The sequence below is a fragment of the Paenibacillus solisilvae genome (assembly GCF_042656405.1).
Classification (GTDB): domain Bacteria; phylum Bacillota; class Bacilli; order Paenibacillales; family Paenibacillaceae; genus Paenibacillus_Z; species Paenibacillus_Z solisilvae.
The window spans coordinates 124,915-148,704 of sequence record NZ_JBHSOW010000098.1; the positions used below are offsets into that span (position 1 = coordinate 124,915).

A 23,790-nucleotide genomic window follows, 5' to 3' on the forward strand; every position below is an offset into this window, starting at 1 on the left:
TGGTCATTTTGGATACCGCCGCTTTTGTATTATAATTTGCTCTATACGACAAATTGTATGGGAGTTGAGAAATCATTATGAAAACTGAGATTATATCCCGATTTATCTCTTATGCCCAAGTTGAAACCCAGTCCGATGAGAGCAGCGATACCTGCCCTTCTACACCGGGGCAGCTGACGCTGGCCCGAATGCTCGTGGAAGAGTTAAAAACAATCGGCATGCAGGACGTTACCATGGATGCAAACGGCTATGTCATGGCTACTCTTCCGGCCAATACGGATAAAGAGGTCCCGACAATCGGTTTTCTTGCCCATATGGATACAGCCACTGATTTTACCGGCGCCGGTGTGAAGCCCCAAGTTATCGAACAGTATGACGGACAAGACATCGTCTTGAACGAAGCGCTGCATATTGTGCTGTCGCCGCGCGATTTTCCGGAGCTGCATGGCTATAAAGGCCAGACATTAATTACTACCGACGGCACTACTCTGCTTGGCGCCGACGATAAAGCCGGCATCACGGAGATCATGACGGCCATGTCCTATCTGATTCTTCATCCCGAGCTGAAGCACGGCAGAATAAGAGTCGCCTTCACCCCCGATGAGGAAATCGGCAGAGGTCCCCATAAGTTTGATGTGGGCGCCTTCGATGCCGTTTATGCCTATACGATGGACGGCGGCCCCCTTGGCGAGCTTCAGTACGAGAGCTTCAACGCGGCGGCGGCCCTTATTACGTGCAAAGGCAAGAACGTTCACCCCGGAACGGCCAAAGGCAAAATGATCAACTCCGCCAAAATCGCCATGGCGCTTCACGCACAGCTGCCGGAGAATGAAACGCCTGAGCAAACCGAAGGACATGAAGGCTTCTATCACCTCCTCTCCATTCAAGGCGATGTCGAGCAGACACAGCTGCGCTACATCATACGCGATCATGACCGCAGCCGGTTTAATGAGCGAAAATCCGAGCTCACCCGCATCGTGGAGGGCCTGAAGGAGAAATACGGGGAAGAACGCATCGAGCTCGAAATCAGGGATCAATATTTTAACATGAAGGAGAAAATCGAACCTGTCATGGAAGTGGTGGATATCGCCAAGCAAGCACTGGAGAATCTCGGCATTGCGCCGATCATTCAACCTATTCGGGGAGGTACGGACGGTTCCCAGCTGTCCTACATGGGATTGCCGACACCGAATATATTCACAGGCGGGGAAAACTATCACGGCCGGTTTGAATATGTTTCCGCAGACACGATGGTGCTGGCTGTCAAGACCATCATCAAAATCGCCCAGCTGTACGAACAAAGAGCTTAGAAGTATTACCAGGTATCACTGCGTTATAAATAACCTTGCAGGCGACAACCTCAGCTCGGTACATGACCGGGCTGAGGTTGTTTCATCGTCTCTGATAATGTTCACAGCTGGAATAGATTGCTTTTCTCAAGCCGATTTAGGCTCCTGCTGTTCTGCCTTATTGCGCCCTCCATTTATCCAGCACCTCGAGATAGAGAACCTGCAGAAACTTTTTGATATTGACCTTCCCCTTCTCCGGCTTCAGCTTCCCGTCCATTTCCTTCATCTTCAACCGGATGTCTTGAAAATCAAAATACAAAGGCGCATAATGCTCAAATTTGGGATTGCTGTAATCCGTCAATCCAATATTGGCGAGGTTGGAGAAAGCGCTCATGACGGTGCGGCGGATCCGCTGCTCGACCGCTTTACCCTCTTTGCCTGTGTCGTTATGAGCATGAGCGGCAACCTCATACAGTTCTTTGAGAGGCGGAAGCGTCTCCGCTTTCGTATGATGAATTAAGTATTCCATGATTTCAACAATGTCCCTGCTCCCGATTTCACCGACTATTCCCATATCCCTCAGTATCGGCTGAATGATTTCGCGAGCCGTCTGCTTCTTCGGGCTGTTCCCCAAATCTGTACTGAGATTGCTGAGTTTGGCCATCGAATCCTTCATTTCGTTCAAATAGCGGCTGATTTTCCACTGTTCGTTCACTTTGGATAATACCGCTTGAACTTCCACCCGGTTGATCGGCTTTTGAATATAAAATTCAATTCCGGCTTGATACGCCTTGCCGATCATTTCTTTATTCTCGATTTGCGAGATCATTACATACTTTCCGTTATAGCCTTGCTGCTTCAAATTCTTTATCGTCTCAATCCCGTCCTGGTCCGGCATCAATAAGTCAATCAGCAGGACATCCGGATTCGATTCGAGCACCGCTCTCTCGCCTTCGCTCCCATTCTCCGCCGTGACAATTACTTCGCCGATCCAGCTTTTCTCAATAATGCTTTTCAGCATCAGTATGCTTGCCGCATCATCATCCACAATACCAAATGTAAGCATCCGTCCTCACACCCCTAATTTCAATGTATGGGTCGAAAAAGCGACGACAAAGGTTGTTTCTTCGGACTGACTTGATGAATGCAAACGCAGCCTGCCTCCTGAGGAATAAACAATATCGCGCACATGTGAGAGACCGATTCCGGTGGCCGCGCATCCCTCATGATTAAACTTCGTCGTAAATCCGGGTTCGAAAATAATATCCCGGTCAGGCTCCGCTATGCCGCCTCCCGTGTCGGAAACGACCAGCACCGTCTCCTCCCCCTGTTCATAAACCTTGATACGAATCGTTCCCTCTGTTTCAATGGCCTCCACTGCATTGGAAACCAGATTGTTAAGCACGGTTAAGAGCGGAATATAGCAGGCCGTTGCATAATTCGTTTCTATCGACCGGTCATAGTGAATCTTTTTCTTCAACATCTGACTATAGCCGTAATTCGAATTGATAACGAAAATAACGATTTCTGCAAGGGTCATGTCCGAAGTCGTTTCCCGGTCGAACAGCTTCAGCAGCCCGGACAGGATCCGCTGGGAGTCCTTCTTTACTTCATGAATTTGCTGCGTAATCTCCAGCATGGACCGGCTTGCTTCCTTGTCTCCGGCATCACTGAGCCTGCCGTACAACCCGTGGCTCTTGGCTGTAATTTGCTCAATGGTATTCATCGATTTTTTCAAATAAAATACTTCTCCGTACAAGCCTGAACCTATATTAAGCATTTGATCCATTCGTTTTTGCTGCTCGGAATGTATAACCCGCATCTGACTGATCATAATGCTGCTGTACAGACCGACCCCAAAGATACTGCGGACGACGGAAGTAACCCCGAGCAGCTTCCACTGATCCTTATACAGGTAAGGGAGATCGAATAGGATACTGCGGGCCAGCAGCTCCGCTTCATTGGATAATAAATCAATAGGTGAAATGATACACGCCAACAGGAGAGGGTGAAGATCAGGTAAATGGCGCTGAATTTGCTTCATTCCGATTGCGAATATCAGATAATAGAGCGCTGCCGATAAGTGGGTCTGCAGGCTCCCTGTGAGTGACGCCGTATCGGATGAAACGACCAGATCCAGGGTGGAACGGAAGATAAGCACCGTAATCCCCGTTACGATTCCCGTGTACACATAGGGAAGCTGCCGCATGACGAGCAGAAAGAGCAGAAAAGCGCTGCTTCCCAGACCAATTCGAAACAGTTCCCCGCTAAAGGGCGTTACTTTAAACTCCCCTGCTATCGCCGTCACCACTGCTGCCAGTATCATCTGCATCCCTACGTGATTCACATATCTCCGCAAATAATCCCCTCCAGTTACCCCCATTGTAAACAATGAGCTATCATTTTCATAGATTTTTTGTGAAGAAAGCATAAAACCAAATAAGCTGACTTCTCCTGAAGTCAGCCATCCGATCGTCTATTTACACCCGAATCATTAAACCATTCGAGTCTCAAGTCTCTTCGCAAGTAAGGATAAAGCATAGTTAACGGTAAAGTACAGAATAGCGGCAAACAAGAGAATCGGAAGGGCATAATTAGAGTTTTGCCCGATGACGATTTTCGAATGATTCATGAGCTCCGGCAGCGCAATGACCACTGCCAGCGAGGTGTCTTTCAATAAAGAAATAAATTGGCTGACCAGCGGCGGCACCATGCGGCGAAGCCCCTGCGGAAGCACAATATGCCAGAGGGTTCTCAGATAGCTGAGTCCGGATGAACGCGCAGCTTCGATTTGCCCTTTATCAATGGAAATCAAGCCGCTGCGGACGATTTCAGATATCATAGCCCCTTCGAACAAGGTCAAAGCGATAATGGACGCATATACGGGACCAAGATGAATACCGTATTCCGGCAAAGCGAAACGTGTAAAGAATATAATAAGCAGAAGCGGCAGATTGCGCAGGATTTCAACCAATATGCCTAAAACCGGCGATAGAACAGGAACTTTCATATAACGAATGGTACCCACTATAGCACCAAGCACGAAGCTTAGAATAATGGAGCTGAATGCTACTTTAAGCGTCAGGAGAAAGCCCTCAAGAATGAACCTTACATTGTCGGGTGAAAAAGCATTAAAATCCATCCGTCACCCTCCTCTCTAGCCTTGTTTAGCCAATCTTCGTTCCAATTGAAGCGCAATGTAGCTTAAAGGAAGAGTCAGCAGCAGGTAGAATGCAGCAACGAAAATATAAGTATCCATGTAGACATACGTTTTGTTTGCAACCTTATCGCCAAAATACATGAGATCCAATCCGGCGACCACGCTGAGCACCGATGTATTTTTAACCAAATTGATCATTTGGTTGCTGAGCGGAGGAATGACGATTTTTATCGCCTGCGGAAGAACGACATATCTCATCGCCTGCACATACGTTAACCCGGAAGACTGCGCCGCCTCCATCTGGCCTCTTGGTACGGACATGATTCCAGCCCGGATGGCTTCCGCTATAAAGGCAGCGGTGTATACCGCAAGCCCGATTGTTCCGCAGACAAATCCGTCCAGTGAAATTCCCATGGAGGGCAGACCCAGGTAAAAAAGGTAAACCACCAGCAGGAGCGGAATGTTGCGGATAAATTCAATATATACCGTACCTGCCCAGCGCAGCGGCTTGATGGACGAAATCCGAAATATCGCAAGAACCGTCCCTATTATGAAGCTGGCAATCAGAGCTATGACGCTGGAGTAGATGGTGTTGCGCAATCCTTCCAGATATAAGTCATAGTGATCGGTTAGAATCGAGAAGTCCATCGGTGTTCATCCCCTTCGCTGAGCTGATCGATAAAAAAACGGGCGGCCGAGGCCACCCGTCCAGTGTTGTGATTCATCTACTCCAGCGGCGTTTCGCCGATCCATTTCTCATAAATTTTATTGTATTCACCGCTCGACTTCAAAGCGGCGAGCTCTTTGTTGACAGCGTCCAGAAGGGCAGTCTCGCCTTTCTTAATGGCAATGCCATACGGCTCATCGGTGAACGGCTCACCCACCACTTCATAATTGGCATCCTGCGCCATCATGCCGTAAAGAATAGCATTGTCTGTCGTGAGCGCATCCCCTTGGCCGGCTTTCAGGGCGCTGAAGGCATCCTGGTAGTTATCGAATTCGAGCACGGTGGCATCCGGCGATTTTTCTATAATGTTATCTACGGAAGTGGAACCCTTCACAGCCAGTATCTTCGTTCCTTTTTTGATGTCGTCGATGCTTTTAATGCTGCTTCCTTTTTTCACGAGCAGGGACTGTCCCGCTTTAAAATAAACATCCGAGAAATCAACTTGCTTTCTGCGCTCTTCCGTAATCGTCATGGTCGCAACAATTAAATCGATTTCATTGTTATCCAGCATCTGAATCCGGGTTTTGGAGGTAACTTCCTTCAGTTCGATCTTCGTCTCGTCTCCAAGAATGGATTTCGCCAGTGCTTTTGCAATATCGATATCGAAGCCTTCGACTTCATCGTTTGCCGGATTCTTGAGGCCAAACAGCTTCGTGTCATACTTAACCCCGACAACCAGCTTCCCGCGGCTTTTGATCGTATCGAGCAGCGATGCCCCGGCTTCCGGCTCTTTGCCCGGATCTGCGCTATTGCCGGTTTCTTTCTCATCTGCCGCTCCGCAGCCTGCCAGCACGAATACGGATAATAAGACGAGCATGAAGCTGACTGTCATCCATCTCTTTTTCATTCTAGAATCTCCCCTTTATATTAATGATTTAAGACACGATTTAAGAACAAGCGCGCCCGCTCCTCACGCGGATTGGAGAAGAATTCCTCGGGCGGGGCTTCCTCGATGATTTGCCCTTTATCCATAAACACGACTCTGTCGGCCACTTCACGCGCGAATCCCATCTCATGCGTCACAACAACCATCGTCATTCCCTCATTGGCGAGCGCCTTCATGACATCGAGCACTTCGCCAACCATTTCCGGATCAAGGGCGGATGTCGGCTCATCGAACAGCATGACCTGCGGCTTCATCGCAAGTCCTCTGGCAATAGCCACGCGCTGCTGTTGTCCTCCTGATAACTGCGATGGGTATTGTCCCGCTTTCTCCGCAATCCCAACCTTCTCCAAATAGTACATGGCGGTTTTCTCCGCTTCCTGCTTCGTCAGTCCAAGTACTTTCATGGGAGCTAATGTAATATTATCGATAACCTTCTTATGAGGATACAAATTGAAATGCTGGAACACCATGCCTATATCCCGTCTCAGCTTGTTAATATCGGTCTTCTTATCGTTGACTGTACGTTCACTTACGATTAAATCACCGCTTGTAATCGTCTCTAAACGGTTAATGCACCGAAGCAATGTACTTTTGCCGGAACCGGATGGTCCAACAACAACAACGACTTCTCCCTGTTCGATCTGAAGATCAATAGCCTTGAGCACATGAAAATCACCGAAATGCTTCTCGACCTGCCGAAATAAAATCATTGCTCCCCTCCTTTCCCAACATCATTAACAAACGATTTGTTAGTTATATGTTAGAAAGCCTAACGCTATAATACGGATAAACTACGTAATCCTATAGAATCCTACATAATATCCACAAAAAATAACCCCGATTTCATATCGGGGCTGCTGTCACCTGCAAGGATATCACTAGGTAAGTTCCTTATTTACTTATGCCGGAGGAGCTTATTTCAACCAACGGTCAACGAACGGATACGTTTCTTTCCCGTCCCACCGGTGGCGCCCCTCGAATATATGGTGCTGAAGACGGTTCTCTTGTCCCCACACGGAATACGCGTCGCGGGTAATCTCAAGCTGCTCGGTTACGTTCTGAAGCCCGCGGTCCCCGTTAAGCCCATCCTCGTTACCGGTTTCAATGAGCAGCGGCCTTGGAGCAATCATCGCTCCCAAATCCCCCATATCCACATGATTCCATAACGAAGGCACATAGTTGCAGCCGCAGTTATAGGAATATTTGAGCAGTGAATCCTTATAGCCGTAGAAGTATCCGCTGACTACCGCGCACTGCACTCTCTCATCCAGCGCAGCCAGCCACAAGGTTTGCAGCCCGCCTCCGGACAAGCCCGCACAGCCGATCTTGCCAGGCGTGCAATCAGTCCGGGTCTCGATATAATCCACCAAGCGGATCAGATCCCATGTCCACATCCCGGTCAAAGAGCGCCCGAGACTGATCGCGATATGGTTAAGCTCGACGCATGTGCTGTTCAGGAAGGCTCTCTCCTCCTCGCCTTGAAGCATCCATTCTCTGCGTTCGCCAAAACCTCTGGCGTCCGGACAGAAGACGATATAACCCTCCTGCACGAACCGCAAGCCGTAACCGTAGTTGTAGTTCTCCACGGCTTCGGCCACCGCTGGGATATCGGTGCGGGAGGCCGGTGAGTATTTGCCTGCACTGCCGTGGCCGTGCGGAGCAATCATGGCGGGCCTTGTTTCACCCTCGGCAATTCCGTCCGGAAGGAGAATATAGAAGGGCATCCACACGTCCGGCTCGGTCTGGATCAACCATTTTTCCCTGCGATAGCCATCCATCTGCTCGGTACCGAGGATTCTGGGCTCCAAGTCACAATACTCCATCTGATCCATACCGGTGACTTTCTTCAGCTGAGCAGCCGCCTCTTGCTTCCAAGTCCGAAACGCCTCGGCCGTCTCGCCCTGAAATCTCAGCTTGCGGACATTCTTGTCAAATAAACGTGATAACGATTCCGTTGATGTATAAAAGGTTTCCGTGGGAATCGTCCTGCCTGTCTGCTGCATGCGTACCCGCTCCTTCTCAATAGGATTTGTGAATTAACATTCCGCCGAGGTCATCTCATTGGTGAACATCCGTTTATATTCCCCGGCCGTCATCTTGGAGGCTTCTTTCAGCGCATAATGAAACTGCAGGGCGCGGCGGCGTTTGGGCGACAGATTGTTCGGCGTGCCATGGAAGAGCAGACCGTGGAAGAACAAGACTCCTCCGGGCTGAAGCGGAACGGCCAGGTCTTTGTCGACAGGGACATTCGAATCACAGATCTGCCAGTCGCGGACCGCATAATGCGGAATTCCGCCTTCCATATGGGATCGTGGAATGACATGCATGCAGCCATTGTCGAGTGCCGCTTCATCTAGAGCAATCCATACGCCCACTACCGGCTTATCAAGCGTTAAGTTGTGGTAAGCCATATCCTGGTGCCACGGTTTCTCAGCGCCTCCAAAAGGCGGCTTCAGCAGCGCCTGATTCTGCACAAGATGCGCTTCCCCGCCCAGCAGCCTTTCAACGACCGACAGAATAACCGGGTGGTAAGCCATCTCGCAGAGCGCCGCGTTCACTTCCACGAAGTTGTACAGTTTGCGTACCGCCAGCTCCCGTTCCTCCGGGGTACCCAGTTCGCTCTGCGGTTTGGTGAACTGGATTTTCGCTTCCGTATTCGGATCATGAATGATCTCCATCACCGTATCGATCGACCTCGAGATTTCCTCCGGGTTCAGTATTTGCTCAATCGCAACGAATCCCTTCTCCCGGTATTGGCGAACCGAATCATCTGTAAAATTGGAAACCGATGATAAAGGCTGATGGACATTGTCAAAGCGGTACATCCGGTTGTTGATTTCATCATGATTTTGTGTGTTTATACTCACGGAAATCCTCCTGTTCGCTATTCAATTTCTAATTTGTACTGTTAGAATAACTGCTTTACCCGATTATTCAAATGGAAGGATTCACGAATTTTTTGTAAGAATATGCGTTGGATTCTCCCAAAATATCTTGCAATTATTCAGCTCTCATGTTTTAATGGCTACCACAACGTGGACGAAAGGGAGCGGCTGAATTGGTCACATTCATATGCAGCGAGAATGTTGGGAAAGCGCGTTGCGAGCCGGGTTGGGAGTGGTCCCCAAACCGCCCTCTGCCTGATTACGATTTATGGTATGCCATGGAAGGCAAGGGCCAAATGATCATTAACGGTGAGAAATTCCCCATTTCCAAAGGCTCCTGTTTCCTGGTCCAGCCGGGCGATGAGGTGAATGCCCTACAGGATCCGGACCACCGTTTGACCGTCATTTTTGTCCACTTCACGGTAGACAGCGGACATGAATTTACGCCTCCAGGCCGGCACGTTCAGTTCGAGGATACGGTCATGCTGGAGATCTGCCTGCAGCGTATCGTCGATCTGCAGCTCCGGGAAGAAGATCGGCAAGCAGAGGAATTTGATCTGCTGATCAAGCTTGTCATGCTCCATATGCAGCGGCAGGAATCAAGCAGGGAGCAATCATCCGTTTCAAACATGCACAAACAGCTGATCCATAAAGTCATTGACGAACTGCGCGATCACTCCGGGAAGGGGGCGACCGTTACGGGACTCGCTGCATCCTTGAACATCTCGCCCCGTTATTTGAGCCAGCTGTTCCTGAAATACACTGGTTATTCCCTGCGGGAGTACATGATGCGCATCCGAATGGAACGGGCCCGCTTCCTGCTGACCGAGACAGCAATGAATATTACTGAGGTGTCCAGCGCCCTCGGGTTTACGGATATCTACCATTTCAGCAAAATGTTCAAAGCTCATAACGGTGTGCCCCCATCAAAGTTCCGTTATAAGGGCCATCCCGCGCAAAGCCACTTCGGCCAGCCTCCGGCAACGTTCGAGTAGAATCGATCGGTTATGAAACAGCTGGACGTTCCCCGCTTCCGTGCGGTCTGTATCGCCATTCACCCATTCTTCATAATAAATAGCTTGATTAAACACCTTGAAAACTAAATAATTATGAAACAGGCCTTAAGGCCGCCACGACATTATCACCATTGGAGTTTGATCGTACACAGCAGAAAGGTTGACATTGAAATCATGGAATTATCACAACGTATCACCAGGAAACAAGCAATCAAAGAACCATTCCCCATCTCTATACTTTCCCTTACCGTTGGCGCCTTTGCCATTGGAATGACTGAATTTGTCATCATGGGTCTTCTGCCTAATGTCGCTGTTGATCTGCACGTCAGCATCTCAGCCGCAGGACAGCTCATTACGATGTATGCCCTCGGGGTAGCGGTCGGGGCTCCCATATTGACAGTCCTCACCCAACGGATCCCGCAAAAGAGATTGTTAAGCCTGCTCATGGTGCTGTTCATTCTCGGCAACGGCATCTCTGTTGCCGCTCCAAGCTATGCCATTCTGATGGCAGCCCGCATGATAACCGCATTGACGCACGGGACTTTCTTTGGTGTCGGAGCTGTCATTGCTTCCAACCTGGTACGCCCGGACAAACGCGCCGGGGCCGTTTCCATTATGATGGCTGGTTTAACCATCGCGAATATAATCGGTGTTCCACTGGGTACATTTATCGGTCAGCACATGGGATGGCGGGCCTCATTCGGTGCCATTGCGATTATGGGGATCGTGGCATTGATGGGTATCCTTATCTTCATTCCGCACATCCGGCAGGACAAACCGGCAAGTATCATTCAGCAAATTGCCGCTCTTGCCAGACCCAAGCTTCTTCTCTACCTGCTGATCGGAGCGCTTGGCAATGCCGGCCTATTCGCCGTATTTACTTATATTACGCCGCTGCTCGTACAGGTCACCGGCTTTGCCGAGCATAGTGTAACCTGGATTCTAGTCCTCTTCGGCTGCGGCGTAACCATCGGCAATATCGTCGGCGGGAAGCTTGCGGATTGGAAGCTGATGCCTTCCATACTTGGACTCTACTTTGCGATAAGCCTCATCCTTACTATCTTCACCTTTACCGTTAATAGCCCGGTAATGGCTGTATGGACCATTTTCCTGTGGGGAGCGGCTTCCTTCGCCGTAATGCCTGGTCTGCAGGTGCGAATTATGAGCCTGGCGCAGGCGGCGCCGGCACTTGCCTCTACCTCCACTCATTCAGCCGGGAATCTGGGAAATGCAGCCGGAGCCTTTATTGGAGGATGGGTTATTACGCATCTGGCCATTACCGCCCTCCCTTGGGTCGGTGCCGTGCTGGTGGGGCTTGCTCTAATTCTCGGCATGGCCTGCTATATCACAGAACGAAAGTCCGCTGCGGTGTGATTGTTTTCGAATAAGAACAGGGGCAGCCCCGGCTTCGCTCAGAAGCCGGGGCTGCCCCTGTCAATCATGTAATGGCAATCGGGCTACGTGTTCAGCAGATCCCGAAAAATAAGCTGTAACCGTTCCTTAAGATTCATACTGTTTATTTCCAATTTCTGCAACCAGCAAAATAGACACCCTCTGGGCGCCCATTTTGTTTGACGATTTAAGCTGCAGCAACCGTAGTCTTGTCCTTCTTTTTATTCCGCTTGCGTGCACGCGCCTTAAGCTGCCAGATTACGATACCTGTAATCATCAGCACCAACGGCATGATTCCGAAGACAAAGCTGATCAGCCTCATCGCCGTTCCTCCCCAGGTTGCAAAATGAAGCCCTTTCCTCCAGGCATTATACAGGTTAATGGTCAGATTCGGGTCTGTTTTGTACAGCACTTGACCTGTTGAAGATTTCATATACACCGTACTGTTGCTCTTATCCGAGGCGCCGAAGCCTTCCTTCAGTCCGATCTGGTAGGATTCTCCCGGCTTCTGCGGAAACAGAATATTAACCAGCTTACTGTTTGGGTACGATTGCTCGATGGAGCCTAATACCCTATCAACAGGAAGTATCGTCTTGTCCGTCGTTTCATACTGCTTCGCCGACGCAGGCACTTCCTCCTTCGCTTTAAAGCCGGCCCACCCGGGGATGGATTTCTCAAATGCATTGACCACCCCGGTCAGTGCGGCGAGCAGCAATAAGGGAATCGAAATAATCCCGATTGTTTTATGTAAGCCCATATTGTGTATCAGCTTGCCGCGATTGCGCACGATTCGGAAGCCAAGTGCAAGTTTCTTGATTCCAGGCCACCATAAATATACACCCGTCAGCAGAATGAGAACCATCCCGACACCCATCCATCCGACAAAGGATGCGGCCTGCTTCTTACCGATTACCGATGTAAGCAAAAAATATCGGTGCAAATTATAGATGGTCTCGAACGGTTCCCTGCGCTCTTCCTCAATTTTTCCGAAGACCTCGCCCGTTCCAGGGTCAGCATAGATCACCTGAGCGTCTTTGCCATCCTTGGAGACATGGACATGGTAAAACCCGTCCTTCTTGGGCAGTTCGATCTGTTCTGTTTTTAATTCTGGATTCCATGCGTCGGCATGCTGCTGGATGGCTGCCACCCCGACATCGTCTGTCGTCGGTTCTTTGTCAATTGGATACAGCCAGCTCTCCACTTCTGTTCGATCATGAGGATACTGCCAGTTGTACATATCGCAACAACAAACAGACCTAGAATTAAGCTGAGAAACAAGTGAATAGTTAAAACGGTTTTACGCATGCTTCGACGACCCCTCTGACACTTTGATTTACTGACCCATTATAATAGCACTAATCAATGATAATGAGTTTCATTCTCGTTAATATCGTAATTTGAATGATAATCATTATCAGTCAGGTTGTCAATAAAAAATTATCTTCTGCAGCAGTCTGCCGGATGATTTCAATTTTGACTGAAAAAACAGAGCAGCCGTTAATCGTTCTACTATAAAAACAAGCTGACTTCAGAAGTTCTGAAATCAGCTTGTTTTGGTTAACTAGTTTTTTTCAGACTAAATTATTCAAACTAAACAAAGTCGACTACTATTTCTCAAAATAATCAAAATGGGCTACACTAGGTAAATCCATCGTGTTACACATCACGGTTATTAGTCAGAAAGGAGCTGGAGCGGCATGTCCAAACCAAAACGTAGTAATCTACTGGCGCTGGCCATCTTGTCCCTGCTGCATGAACGGCCTATGCATCCTTATGAAGTCGGGGTTACGATGCGCCAACGAGGCATTTCAGACAGCATCAAATTGAACACTGGCTCACTTTACGCTCTGATTGAAACGTTATTAAAGAGCGAGCTGATTCAGCCGGTTGGAACGGAGCGAGAGGGAAAGCATCCTGAGCGAACGATCTATGAACCTACAGCTGCAGGTAAGGCAGAGTTTTTCGAATGGCTGCGTTCCTTATTGCGAACGCCTGCGAAAGAATATCCGCAATTGGCAGCCGCGCTTTCATTTATCGCTCATTTGACGCCCCAGGACGCGCTTGACCTTTTGAAGGAACGGGTCGAAACGCTTTCCAAGCAAATTCAAGACATTCGTTCATCAATGGAGTCTGCTCTGACAATGGGGATCGACCGGCTTTTTGTCATCGAACAGGATTATTCCCTGACGCTGCTCGAAGCCGAGCTGAATTGGCTTGAAAGGCTGATAAATGACATTGAGAATGAGATCTTAACGGAGCGGAAGGATGGCCAATTAGTCTGGGCCGTTCATTACAAAGAAGAAGCTCGCCATACACCTTAGCAAGGACATCCGTTGATCAATTTGTGATTTTACGTTTTCTTTTTTGTTGTTCAAGCATCTGTCATCATCTAGAAAAAAAAGGGCGCCTCATTCAGGCGCCCTTTCATTTATCCAAGCACGATCCGATCGTCCGACAATTGATGCCCGCTAATCCGCTCGAATTCACCAAGCAGCTGCGAGACGGTCAGGCTGCTTTTCCGGTCTTCAGAAATATCCAAGATGATACGTCCTTTATCCATCATGATCAGCCTGTTCCCAAGCCTGATCGCCTGCTCCATATTATGAGTGACCATTAAGGTGGTAAGCCGCAGCTCGCGAACAATGTCCTCCGTCAAGCGGGTGATCAGCTCTGCCCTTGCGGGGTCCAATGCCGCTGTATGCTCATCCAGAAGTAGAATTTGCGGCTTCGTGAATGTAGCCATCAGCAAGCTCAGCGCCTGGCGCTCTCCTCCCGACAGAAGCCCGACTTTCGCATTCAGGCGATCCTCTAGTCCAATGCCGAGGCGCTTCAGCTGTTCACGGAAGATACCGCGCTTAGCGGAGGTAACTCCCCAGCCGAACCCCCGTTTTTTTCCCCGCGAGAGTGCCATTGCCAGATTCTCTTCGATTGTCATCCGGGGAGCTGTGCCCGCCATTGGATCTTGAAATACTCTTCCGATCCAGCGGCTTCTCTGAAATTCAGGAAGCTGCTGAATGGAATTGCCTTCAATTCGCACCTCACCGAGATCCGGCTTCATAACACCGGAAATAACGTTCATGAGCGTTGACTTTCCCGCTCCGTTGCTTCCGATGACCGTAATAAAATCGCCAGGTTTACAATGCAGGTTGATGTTCATTAAAGCAGTTTTCTCATCGGGGGTCCCAGGGTTAAATAGCTTGGTGATATCCGTTAGCTTTAACATTAAGCACCCCCTCCTTTGCTGGAGAACGCCATCAACTCTGATGCCCGTTTGCGGGCAAGACCTCTTTGCTTCAACGCACGTTGAACAGTAGGCAGCACGAGCGCGATGATGACGATAACCGCCGTAATCAACTTCATGTCCTGAGCTTCCAACCACTCGATGCGTAAGGCTAACGCATAGATGATTCGGTATACGATAGCTCCCAGAACCGCGGCAAGCGTTGCCCGAAATACCGTTTTGGCGCCGAATATTGCCTCTCCGATGATAACCGAAGCAAGACCGATAACAATCATCCCGACACCCATGTTAATATCTGCAAAGCTCGACTGCTGTGCGATTAACGCCCCGGAAACGGCAACTAATCCGTTCGATAAGCTCACGCCGACAATTGTCGTATGATCCGTATTCGCACCCAAGCTGCGGATCATTCTAGCGTTGTCACCGGTCGCTCTAAGCGCAAGTCCGATGTCCGTATGCAGAAAAGCATCCAGCAGCAGCTTGATCATTAATGCCGCTGCGATTAGAACGACCATATAGATGAATTTATTTTCGGAAATTGTCGTGAACATCGTGTCGATTCTGGAAAACCCGATGTTAGGTTTATCCATAATCCTTAGATTAATGGAATATAAGGCAATCATCATTAAAATACCGGATAAGAGCCCGTTTATTTTCCCTTTTGTGTGTAGAAGACCGGTGCAGGCTCCCGCAGCTAGTCCTGCAGCAAATGCCGCTAATGTGGCCAGCCAAGAATCGTAGCCATGGGTAATCATTATCGCCGCTATGGCGCCTCCCGTCGTAAAACTTCCATCTACGGTCAAGTCGGGGAAGTCCAAAATGCGGTAAGTGATATAAACCCCCAGTGCCATTACAGCGTATAAAAGTCCAAGCTCAGTTGCCCCTTGTATGGCTAGAAGCATGTTGTAACCTCCTTGATGAGAAAGAAACGGGGTAAACGGCAGGAGCCGTCCACCCCGAATGCAATTATTGAATGATATTATTTTCCTTATCCTTGACCTTGTCCTTCATTGCATCCGTCACAGTGATTCCTAGTGCATCCGCCGCTTTAAGGTTAAGAATCAGGTCCAGCTTTTCCGGTATGGTGATTTTCATATCCCCGGGATTCTTACCATTCTTCAGGATATCGACAGCCATTTGACCCACTTGGTATCCGTGATCGTAATATTTGAACCCAACAGTTGCGAATGCTCCTGCTTCTACGGTATCCCGGTCGCTGGAGAAGAATGGCAGTTTATTGTCCGCTGCTACCTTGAGGATGGCATCCACTGCGCTTACGACAGTATTATCGAGCGTAATGTAAATCGCGTCCGCCCGGCCGACTAAGGATTGCGCCGCTTGCTGAACTTCGGAAGTGGCAGTGACCGTCGCTTTAATTAACTTTATATCATGTGCGGCCAAGGCTGTTTCTGCCTGCTTGGCCATAATGACAGCGTTTGATTCACCTTCATTGATGATAACGCCGACCGTTTTAACTTTTGGAAAATTCTCTGCGATAAAATCCATTAATTGCGTAATAGCCGCCGGATTCGTGTCGGAAGCGCCAGTGATGTTGCCGCCGGGTTTATCCAAATTGCTTACAATCTGAGCATCCAGCGGATCGGTTACTGCTGCAAATAAGACAGGCTTATCTTTGATAGTATCGGCAAGAGCCAGTGCGGAAGGAGTAGCAATGCCAAGAACCAGATCATTATTCTCAGACCCGAATTTCTGAGCGATCGCTAAGTTATTGCTTGACTCGCCCTGAGCGTTGCTAAAATCCACTTTCAGGTTCTCCCCTTCAACAATGCCCGCATCTTTAAGCGCTGCCAGGAAACCATCTTTGGTTGCATCCAAGGAAGGATGCGGCGCGTATTGAGAAATCCCGATCGAATAGTTCTTTGCCGCCGGGCTCTCCGATGTATTATTTGGCGCAGCGGAATTGGATGAACCGCTGGTATCCTCTTTAGCTCCACAGCCTACTATAGTAAGCAATAATGCGGTTGATAATGCGAGTGTTGCCATCATTTTTCTTTTCATGTTTTTCCCCTCTCCCTAGTACTGTCCAAGGAATTAGTTTTCGTTAAAGCCGCCTGGTGGTGCGGATTACAGTATCCTTCTAAATGCGAAAAAATGAAGCCTGCCCTAAGCAGGCTTCTATCATATTGTCGGTTCCTCCGCCGCTTCTTTTCCCGGCGAGCAGGTAAAGAAACATCGGGTATCACCCGGTATTACTAGGTAATACCGGGTGATACGTTGTAACACTAAGTATTTCTAAGTGTTATAGAGATGCTAAGTAATACCTTGCATTGCTCGGTATTACTTTATAATACAATCGTGATTTTGGCAGCTTTTCAGCTGTTTACCAAGGCACTGCTAGATCCAAGATTCAATATCGTCATCGTTGATCTCCTCGTCATTGGACGGTTCCAATGCAGAGCGTTCAGTATCTTCGGGTGATTTCGTATCTATTTGATGTGCAGACGGCACCGGCTGCTCGGGCTCTTCATGTTGAAGGGACTTTCCTGCCAAGACTTCTTCCCTCGACTTTTGTATTTCCCGGGTCCCGGCAGCAGCCGCTGCCGATTCAATGAACGACTCGGAACGAACAATGTTCAAGGCTCTATCCCGCAGATCCGGATTAAAAGCTAAAACATTCCTTTCCATCGGAATGAAGGTCTGCAAATTGCGAACCCCGTTCTGAAGAATCTCATTTTCGATCAGATACCGCAAAGAATCCATCAAATTCGTTTGTGCGTTGATCCAATTCATCACGGAAGGATCTTCCGTTTTCTTTGTTTTCAAGCTGATGTTATCGCCTGGCTGTTTCGTCTTTTTCATGCGTGTCACCCTTCCCGTATCCCTAGATTAATCCTAAAAAGATTTCTCTAGACGGGCTGTGCCGCTTTATTTTTAAGAGCTTCATAGATCTTCCCGCGGACAAAAGCATCCAGTCCCATGGCATTCATCTCGACCGCATAGTCGGCCGGTATGTACAGAAGCTGCATTTCCCGCTCGACACAAAGCTCCTCCAGCTGCTTGTAGAGGATCGGACGCATCAGAATGCTGCCTCCCCCATAGACGCAGATCAGGTCGATCTCGTTCCGGGTTTTGGTCAGCTGCCGTTTGACGTTTTGCACAATTTGCCTAACTTGGCTTTCCAGCGGCCTTTTCAGCGTTTTAATTGCGCGGGCATGATATTTATGCTTGGGGTTTTTGATGACGTCGCTGAAAAACTGCCGCGGGCTGTCAGGCAGATGAATCAGCCGGTTAAATTCGTCCAGCGCTTCCTCGATGGCGTAGCCTATTCCATGGTGACTGCCGTACACAAACTGACGCAAAAATTTATTCCCGTCTGTGATCGGATACTCCGTAGACCCATCACCGATATCCACGTGGAGAATACGTTTATCTTTGAAATAATTGCCGTTGAATTTCTTATCAATTTCATAGGTTTCAACGAACTCCCTGAAGATCTCCCCTTCCCTCCAATTACCGTCGGCATCCTTCTGCAGCGTGAAGATCACGGGCGTCGCTTCCGGAACCACTTTAGTAAAAGGAAAAACGATCTTCACTGCTACCCGGTGGATACCGAGATGCACAGTAACATGGTGGGAGCCGGTGGTGAACCGCTTCTCGAACTTCGCCGAGTTTTCATCCGTATGCTGGGTAACCGGCAGAGCTGTCGCCATATCCACTTCAACGTCGATTTGATCCGGTATCTTTTTCTCTTCCTCGTACGCCTTCTGTACGGCTACAGCCGCAATTTGGGCTAACGTATTCACAATCGGTAAATCCATATCGCTTTTGAGGTCAATGCCAATTTGAAGATTATCCAGGATTTCTCCGCTTTCCAAAGCAAACTTGCCTACATAATACATACCCGGCCGGGCTGCCGGAGAATCGACGGTCACGACCAATTGTTCCTGCAGGTTTTTGATAAAACTCTCGGGTGCCTGTTCTTCACTCCACGGAAGCTCGTCCACCGTACAATTGACATTTGGCTGCTGAATCAACTTACCGTCAACAATCAGATCATGTTCGCTGTTTCCGTTATCGTTACCTACGAAGAAATGGTAATTCATGAGGTCTTCCTCCTTTTTATATAAAACTATGACTTGGTATTACTTTGCCATACACAGTGTTATTACACAACCCGCTGATGGTACCAAAAAGTGCGTTAATATTTACCATAATTGCCGTCAGAATTTGTAGTTTGATGATATAAACGACGGAAACTAGTTTCGCTGCCGCAGCAAATCACCTATACAGCAGAGATTTCAATCAACAGATTCCATACAAAATAAAAAGAAAGCCTTTCATGAGTGTCAGAATATCTGAGTCGACAAAAGGCTTTGATCATCCGATGAGGCGTCCTCATACATCTATATCATGTGCCGCAAAAGGTCCGGTAAGGCCACGATGTTTGCGCAGGCAGTGTGGCGTAATCCGCCTGTTCTTGAGAGTGCGCGAAGGGGTCTGATAGGACATCAAGCAGCCGCTCCATCACGCTGTAGTCTCCTTGATTCACTGCGGCTTCCAGCGCCGCTTCTACCCGGTGGTTCCGAGGGATTAGCGCAGGATTGCTCTCCCGCATCAACTGATGCGATGAGGCTTGCGATTCCTGCTGCCTGTCTAGTCTCGCCTGCCACCGTTCACGCCACTGGGCAAATTCTGAGGTGTCAAACAAGGCCGCCTCCTCCGCCGTATCAAAAGTTAATGCACGGAAGGTATTGGTATAGTCCGCACGATATTTCTCCATCAAACTAAGGAGGTCTTCAATAAGGGATTCATCCTCTAGCTCTTCATTGAATATTCCCAGTTTAGCTCTCATTCCCGAGAACCAATGACTGTGATATTGGCCGGCAAAATCTGAAATCGCATCCTCGGCCAGTTTGACAGCCTGTGCCTCGTTAACATGCAGCAGCGGCAAAAGCGACTCAGCAAATCTCGCGAGATTCCATGCGGCAATATGCGGCTGATTGCCATAAGCATAGCGGCCTTGAATATCAATGGAACTGAATACCGTCGCCGGATCATAAGCATCCATGAAGGCGCAAGGACCATAATCGATGGTTTCTCCACTGATGGCCATGTTGTCGGTGTTCATCACCCCGTGAATAAAGCCAACCAGCTGCCATTTGGCAATAAGCGCGGCCTGACGCTTGATTACTTCTTGAAGCAGGAACAAATAGCGGTTCTCAGCAGCATCACTGCCTGGAAAATGCCGATTCAATGTATAATCAGCCAGGACCCCGAGATCCTCGGCAGTGCACCAATTTGAAACGTATTGAAAGGTGCCGACGCGCAGATGACTGGCAGCTGCGCGGGTCAGAATTGCACCAGGCAGGCCGGTTTCACGGATGACTGTTTCACCGGTGGTCACCACCGCTAGGCTTCGTGTAGTCGCAATACCAAGCGCATGCATGGCTTCGCTGATGATGTATTCACGCAGCATGGGTCCAAGTGCCGCCCGACCATCACCTCCGCGGGAGTATGGCGTTCTGCCTGAGCCTTTGAGCTGAATATCTACCCGTTCGCCTTGGGGAGTGATCTGCTCGCCAATTAGCAGAGCCCGGCCGTCCCCTAACATGTTGAAATGCCCGAATTGATGCCCTGCGTAAGCCTGAGCAAGAGGCAGAGCGCCTTCGGGAATCCGGTTGCCGGCAAGCACCGCTGCCCCCTCTTCGCTTTGCAGCGCCTCGACGTTCAATCCCAAGGATGCTGTAAGCGGATGATTGAGAATGATCAACTTCGGAGCACGTACAGGGGTTGGGTTCATGCTCTTAAAAAATGAATTCGGCAGACTGGCATAACTGTTGTCTAAGTTCCAGTCTGGTTCTATTCTTTCATTTTGCTTTGTCATCGTATCTCCTCCTTTTCTTCTTTTGTCTTTTTATATCCTAGTGGTTTCTTTTATCTAAACCAAAATCATAGGTAGACTATGATATTTTGGCGTTGTCTATATTCATATCCACACAAGGCAGCCCTTTTTAGTGTCTGCTTCTGCCATTTTATTATACTCTTTCCACACAAAGAAAGCGCCTTTTAAAGTCGAGCGGTATTTGATTTAACAAGCGGACGATTCCATCAAGCGTCGTTTGGGATACGTTTCACCGCGTGTGTTGTGTCAAGCTTTACACAGTCGACGCTCTGTTCCTCTTCCAATGCTTGAATTTAGCGCTTATTGTCTGAACATCAAATAAAGTCCCGATGATTCCGAATCAGATCATCGAGACTTTATGGATAAATCCTTCAACTTGCATGATTACATGATTTAATAGCATGGCGACTGCGTACAGTAAAAGTACAGTCTTATTGAGACTCTGATTCAGCGGCCTTTTTTACATTCTCCAGAAATTTTATAACGACCTTGTCCGCTGCAAATATCATAAACAGCTTCATAAACCACTTCAATGCTTTATTGGTTGCTGTGTATCTTAGTATGGTCTGATCATTTACTCGATGCAATTCATATAAAGCTGTGATTTCAAAGCAGTTTGCCAAAGTAAATCCAATCTTCAATTTCTTATCGTTCAAGTTATTTGAATATTCTAGTGTATGGACATCATATTCCTCGATGCGTTTGCCTTCTTTATACTTTTGACGGTATACACTGCCGACAACTTCTTTAGTAATGGTGACAGGCTTATTCTCCACCACTTGAGGCATAATCTTTTGCATCTGTTCTAACGAACCATCTAGATAAGACCAAACCTGTTCAATTGGAGCGTTTATCTCTATTTCGCTTGACCAATGCTTCAATATATTTACCCCTTTTTTCAAGTCCTGTTAATCTATTATACATATTTGATGAAGAATTCGCCTGTCTCACAGTCGTCCCAATACCACTAAATGGATCAACCAAAATTCCTCCGCTTGCGCTTTTGCTTACTTTAATATTCTCTTTTAATTACAAAAAACGAGCCCCGAATTGTTCCAGCTAGTTTAGACTTCTGCCTTGCAAATTTAAACTTCTCTTCTAACTCCTGTGGTACCTCCATCCCCTCAGAAAGCTTAAAACCAACTGCCCGCTTCTTAGGGTCATCAACCGTATACATGACATTGACCGCAAGCCCGTCCTCATAAAAGACGTAGGTAAATTTGATATTTTCCACTTGAAAACGCGACGTTTCTAAAGGTTTGGCCGCAAACTCAATATCACGTTCTTCTTTCAAAATTCGGTTCACATAATCAAGGCTCTCCTGACTTTCGCTAGCCGGTAAAACCGTAAATTCATGCTTGTATTTGGTCATAAAGTAACGGGCTTCATTAGCACGTAAACCAGCAAGCGCTTCTACTACAGGTGAAGACTCTAAACCAACCGTAGACACATTTTTAAAATCAACGATATACGACATTTCCATTCCTCCTTTTTTCTCTCAACAGGAATCCAAATTTCAGTAAACTAACCATTCTTATCACTTAGACTTGTGTGAACAAACGCTTCTTTAGATATACAACGTTGTTGCGTCAATACCCTTCATTTCGATGAATTGAAACCGCCAATAAAATATGCGTCATTTGTGATCCGGTTCAGCGTATCGTCGCTAAGGCGAAATCAGAATACACAAAGAAAGGGTGCCCTAATTTCATGGAAGGGAGTTCTTCGCGGCGAACCGTGGTGCAAGGTGACCGCAATTGACAGAAATAGATTACCGAAGATAAGCAGTTAATATGTGTCGATTTGTTTTACATTATAGCGCCCAAGGCTGGTTTGTTGTCATCAGCTCCTCTCCCAACTTCCCAAAGCCGATTATTTTGATGATAGTCTCATCGAAATAAAAAATTACATGAAAAGCGTGTGGACTCATTCCACTCGTTTCAGTATAACTTTTGATACTGCGTGACAAAAATAGTGCGTAGTTTCTAAAATTCACTCGTAATAGTATACTATAATAGAGTAAGTGTCCTCATAGAGATGTTGCAAGACCCCTACTGGACTCTTCATGCTTCCAGAAAATTCAAAAATAAAGGAGACGATAGTATGATCAAATCACATGCTCTTAAAATCCAGAACGCAGGCGCTTCGATGGAACATTCCGTCATTGAGCGCAGAGAACTTCGCAAACACGACATTCTGATTGACATCAGGTATTCGGGAATTTGCCATTCCGATATCCACCAAGGCGAGGGGGATTGGGGAGAAGCGATTTTCCCAATGGTTCCCGGACATGAAATCGCCGGTATCGTAGCCGCGGTAGGCTCTGACGTCACAAAATTTTCGGTCGGCGATCGTGTCGGCGTTGGCTGCTTCGTCGATTCATGCGGAGAATGCGATTATTGCCTGGCTGGCGATGAGCAATATTGCACAAAAGGAGTCGTTCAAACCTATAACTCCCTGGATTATGACGGACAGCCCACCTACGGCGGATACAGCCAGAACATTGTTGTCACTGACCGTTTCGTTGTCCGCATTCCGGACAAGCTGAATATGGATGTCGCCGCTCCGCTCCTGTGCGCCGGCATTACCACCTATTCTCCGTTAAAGCACTGGAACGCTGGTCCGGGCAAAAAAGTAGCCATTGTCGGCATGGGCGGATTGGGACACCTCGCAGTGCAGTTCGCTCACGCGATGGGGGCGGAAGTGACCGTGCTCAGCCAGTCCTTAAGCAAGCAGGAAGAAGCTTATACGCTTGGCGCCGATCATTATTATGCCACACGCGACCAGGATACTTTCAGCAAGCTGGCCGGCTCGTTCGACCTCATCCTGAATACGGTAGCGGCTAATCTCGACGTCAACGCGTATCTGTCGCTTCTGCGAGTAGACGGGACGCTCGTGAACGTCGGCGCGCCTTCCAAACCCGACACCTACAGTGTCTTTTCGCTTATTTTGGCCCGGCGCAGCCTCGCCGGATCGCTCGTTGGCGGCATCCGGGAAACTCAGGAAATGCTCGATTTCTGCGCAGAGCACGGTATCGCACCCATGATCGAGGTGATCGGCGCCGATCCCGAAGAAGTTCAGCATGCCTGGGAACGTGTCAAACAATCGGACGTGCGTTATCGCTTCGTCATCGATACCGAACAATTGAACGGAAATTAACCTGCATCAAATATTAGAGGGGATGCCGCAATGGCATCCCTTTTTTCGGTAGGGCTTAGGAGCGAATTCGAACTTCTATATTCCTCCTTATCCTGAACAGCTAAGGGGCTGTCCCAAAAGTCATCGAAGATGACCGAGGGATTGCCCCTTGGTATTTTTAAACCAAAAAGAA

22 protein-coding genes are annotated in these 23,790 nt (G+C 48.3%); 5 read left to right on the plus strand and 17 right to left on the minus strand.

Annotated elements, in window-relative coordinates; translation table 11 throughout:
• Positions 1 to 77: 77 nt before the first annotated feature.
• Positions 78 to 1,310 carry a peptidase T gene (pepT, locus tag ACFPYJ_RS26470; protein ID WP_379191240.1) on the plus strand — a complete coding sequence of 411 codons (1,233 nt, stop codon included), beginning with the start codon at positions 78 to 80 and terminating at the stop codon, positions 1,308 to 1,310.
• A gap of 157 nt (positions 1,311 to 1,467) precedes the next feature.
• Here the strand turns inward: pepT and ACFPYJ_RS26475 are convergent, their stop codons facing one another.
• The 8 genes from ACFPYJ_RS26475 to ACFPYJ_RS26510 all read right to left on the minus strand — a co-directional run bounded on the left by ACFPYJ_RS26475 (position 1,468) and on the right by ACFPYJ_RS26510 (position 8,929).
• The gene (locus ACFPYJ_RS26475; RefSeq protein ID WP_379191241.1) at positions 1,468 to 2,355 is read right to left on the minus strand and encodes a response regulator; all 888 of its coding nucleotides are present in this window, start codon (positions 2,353 to 2,355) and stop codon (positions 1,468 to 1,470) included.
• Positions 2,356 to 2,361: 6 nt separating this feature from the next.
• Entirely contained in the window at positions 2,362 to 3,648 is a 1,287-nt protein-coding gene (locus tag ACFPYJ_RS26480; RefSeq protein ID WP_379191242.1) for an ATP-binding protein, read from the minus strand.
• 135 nt (positions 3,649 to 3,783) lie between these two features.
• Positions 3,784 to 4,431, minus strand: a complete 648-nt coding sequence (locus tag ACFPYJ_RS26485) for an amino acid ABC transporter permease (RefSeq protein WP_379191243.1) — start codon at positions 4,429 to 4,431, stop codon at positions 3,784 to 3,786.
• A 15-nt stretch (positions 4,432 to 4,446) separates the two neighbouring features.
• Positions 4,447 to 5,097, minus strand: a complete 651-nt coding sequence (locus ACFPYJ_RS26490) for an amino acid ABC transporter permease (protein ID WP_379191244.1) — start codon at positions 5,095 to 5,097, stop codon at positions 4,447 to 4,449.
• A 77-nt stretch (positions 5,098 to 5,174) separates the two neighbouring features.
• Entirely contained in the window at positions 5,175 to 6,023 is an 849-nt protein-coding gene (locus tag ACFPYJ_RS26495) for an ABC transporter substrate-binding protein (RefSeq protein ID WP_379191245.1), read from the minus strand.
• Positions 6,024 to 6,043: 20 nt separating this feature from the next.
• Entirely contained in the window at positions 6,044 to 6,772 is a 729-nt protein-coding gene (locus tag ACFPYJ_RS26500; protein WP_379191246.1) for an amino acid ABC transporter ATP-binding protein, read from the minus strand.
• Between the two features lie 204 nt (positions 6,773 to 6,976).
• Entirely contained in the window at positions 6,977 to 8,065 is a 1,089-nt protein-coding gene (locus tag ACFPYJ_RS26505; protein ID WP_379191247.1) for a dienelactone hydrolase family protein, read from the minus strand.
• A gap of 33 nt (positions 8,066 to 8,098) precedes the next feature.
• The gene (locus ACFPYJ_RS26510; RefSeq protein ID WP_379191248.1) at positions 8,099 to 8,929 is read right to left on the minus strand and encodes a phytanoyl-CoA dioxygenase family protein; all 831 of its coding nucleotides are present in this window, start codon (positions 8,927 to 8,929) and stop codon (positions 8,099 to 8,101) included.
• Positions 8,930 to 9,120: 191 nt separating this feature from the next.
• On the opposite strand from ACFPYJ_RS26510, the gene ACFPYJ_RS26515 reads away from it, so the two are divergent.
• Together ACFPYJ_RS26515 and ACFPYJ_RS26520 are read left to right on the plus strand one after the other, a co-directional pair.
• Positions 9,121 to 9,942 (plus strand): AraC family transcriptional regulator, encoded by an 822-nt coding sequence (locus ACFPYJ_RS26515; protein WP_379191249.1) that lies wholly within the window; start codon positions 9,121 to 9,123, stop codon positions 9,940 to 9,942.
• A 195-nt stretch (positions 9,943 to 10,137) separates the two neighbouring features.
• On the plus strand, positions 10,138 to 11,337 hold the full coding sequence (locus tag ACFPYJ_RS26520; RefSeq protein ID WP_379191250.1) for an MFS transporter: 1,200 nt from the start codon (positions 10,138 to 10,140) through the stop codon (positions 11,335 to 11,337).
• Between the two features lie 205 nt (positions 11,338 to 11,542).
• Here the strand turns inward: ACFPYJ_RS26520 and ACFPYJ_RS26525 are convergent, their stop codons facing one another.
• Positions 11,543 to 12,592 carry a PepSY-associated TM helix domain-containing protein gene (locus ACFPYJ_RS26525; protein WP_379191251.1) on the minus strand — a complete coding sequence of 350 codons (1,050 nt, stop codon included), beginning with the start codon at positions 12,590 to 12,592 and terminating at the stop codon, positions 11,543 to 11,545.
• Positions 12,593 to 13,052: 460 nt separating this feature from the next.
• On the opposite strand from ACFPYJ_RS26525, the gene ACFPYJ_RS26530 reads away from it, so the two are divergent.
• A complete protein-coding gene (locus ACFPYJ_RS26530) occupies positions 13,053 to 13,676 on the plus strand; it encodes a PadR family transcriptional regulator (RefSeq protein ID WP_379191252.1) in 624 nt (207 codons plus the stop codon).
• A 107-nt stretch (positions 13,677 to 13,783) separates the two neighbouring features.
• Here the strand turns inward: ACFPYJ_RS26530 and ACFPYJ_RS26535 are convergent, their stop codons facing one another.
• The 8 genes from ACFPYJ_RS26535 to ACFPYJ_RS26570 all read right to left on the minus strand — a co-directional run bounded on the left by ACFPYJ_RS26535 (position 13,784) and on the right by ACFPYJ_RS26570 (position 21,936).
• On the minus strand, positions 13,784 to 14,578 hold the full coding sequence (locus ACFPYJ_RS26535) for an ABC transporter ATP-binding protein (protein ID WP_379191253.1): 795 nt from the start codon (positions 14,576 to 14,578) through the stop codon (positions 13,784 to 13,786).
• Positions 14,578 to 15,498: an ABC transporter permease gene (locus ACFPYJ_RS26540; protein ID WP_379191254.1), complete on the minus strand. Its 921-nt coding sequence runs from the start codon at positions 15,496 to 15,498 to the stop codon at positions 14,578 to 14,580. Before ACFPYJ_RS26540 ends, ACFPYJ_RS26535 begins: the two co-directional genes overlap by 1 nt.
• A gap of 64 nt (positions 15,499 to 15,562) precedes the next feature.
• The gene (locus tag ACFPYJ_RS26545) at positions 15,563 to 16,615 is read right to left on the minus strand and encodes an ABC transporter substrate-binding protein (protein WP_379191255.1); all 1,053 of its coding nucleotides are present in this window, start codon (positions 16,613 to 16,615) and stop codon (positions 15,563 to 15,565) included.
• A gap of 336 nt (positions 16,616 to 16,951) precedes the next feature.
• Positions 16,952 to 17,416, minus strand: a complete 465-nt coding sequence (locus ACFPYJ_RS26550) for a hypothetical protein (RefSeq protein WP_379191256.1) — start codon at positions 17,414 to 17,416, stop codon at positions 16,952 to 16,954.
• 47 nt (positions 17,417 to 17,463) lie between these two features.
• Positions 17,464 to 18,660 carry a hypothetical protein gene (locus tag ACFPYJ_RS26555; RefSeq protein ID WP_379191257.1) on the minus strand — a complete coding sequence of 399 codons (1,197 nt, stop codon included), beginning with the start codon at positions 18,658 to 18,660 and terminating at the stop codon, positions 17,464 to 17,466.
• Between the two features lie 305 nt (positions 18,661 to 18,965).
• Entirely contained in the window at positions 18,966 to 20,441 is a 1,476-nt protein-coding gene (locus tag ACFPYJ_RS26560) for a protein adenylyltransferase SelO (RefSeq protein ID WP_379191258.1), read from the minus strand.
• A gap of 449 nt (positions 20,442 to 20,890) precedes the next feature.
• Positions 20,891 to 21,340 (minus strand): SRPBCC family protein, encoded by a 450-nt coding sequence (locus ACFPYJ_RS26565; RefSeq protein WP_379191259.1) that lies wholly within the window; start codon positions 21,338 to 21,340, stop codon positions 20,891 to 20,893.
• Between the two features lie 131 nt (positions 21,341 to 21,471).
• On the minus strand, positions 21,472 to 21,936 hold the full coding sequence (locus tag ACFPYJ_RS26570; protein ID WP_379191260.1) for a phage tail protein: 465 nt from the start codon (positions 21,934 to 21,936) through the stop codon (positions 21,472 to 21,474).
• A gap of 626 nt (positions 21,937 to 22,562) precedes the next feature.
• Between ACFPYJ_RS26570 and ACFPYJ_RS26575 the strand changes: the two genes are divergently transcribed.
• Positions 22,563 to 23,618 carry an NAD(P)-dependent alcohol dehydrogenase gene (locus ACFPYJ_RS26575; RefSeq protein ID WP_379191261.1) on the plus strand — a complete coding sequence of 352 codons (1,056 nt, stop codon included), beginning with the start codon at positions 22,563 to 22,565 and terminating at the stop codon, positions 23,616 to 23,618.
• Positions 23,619 to 23,790: the final 172 nt, after the last annotated feature.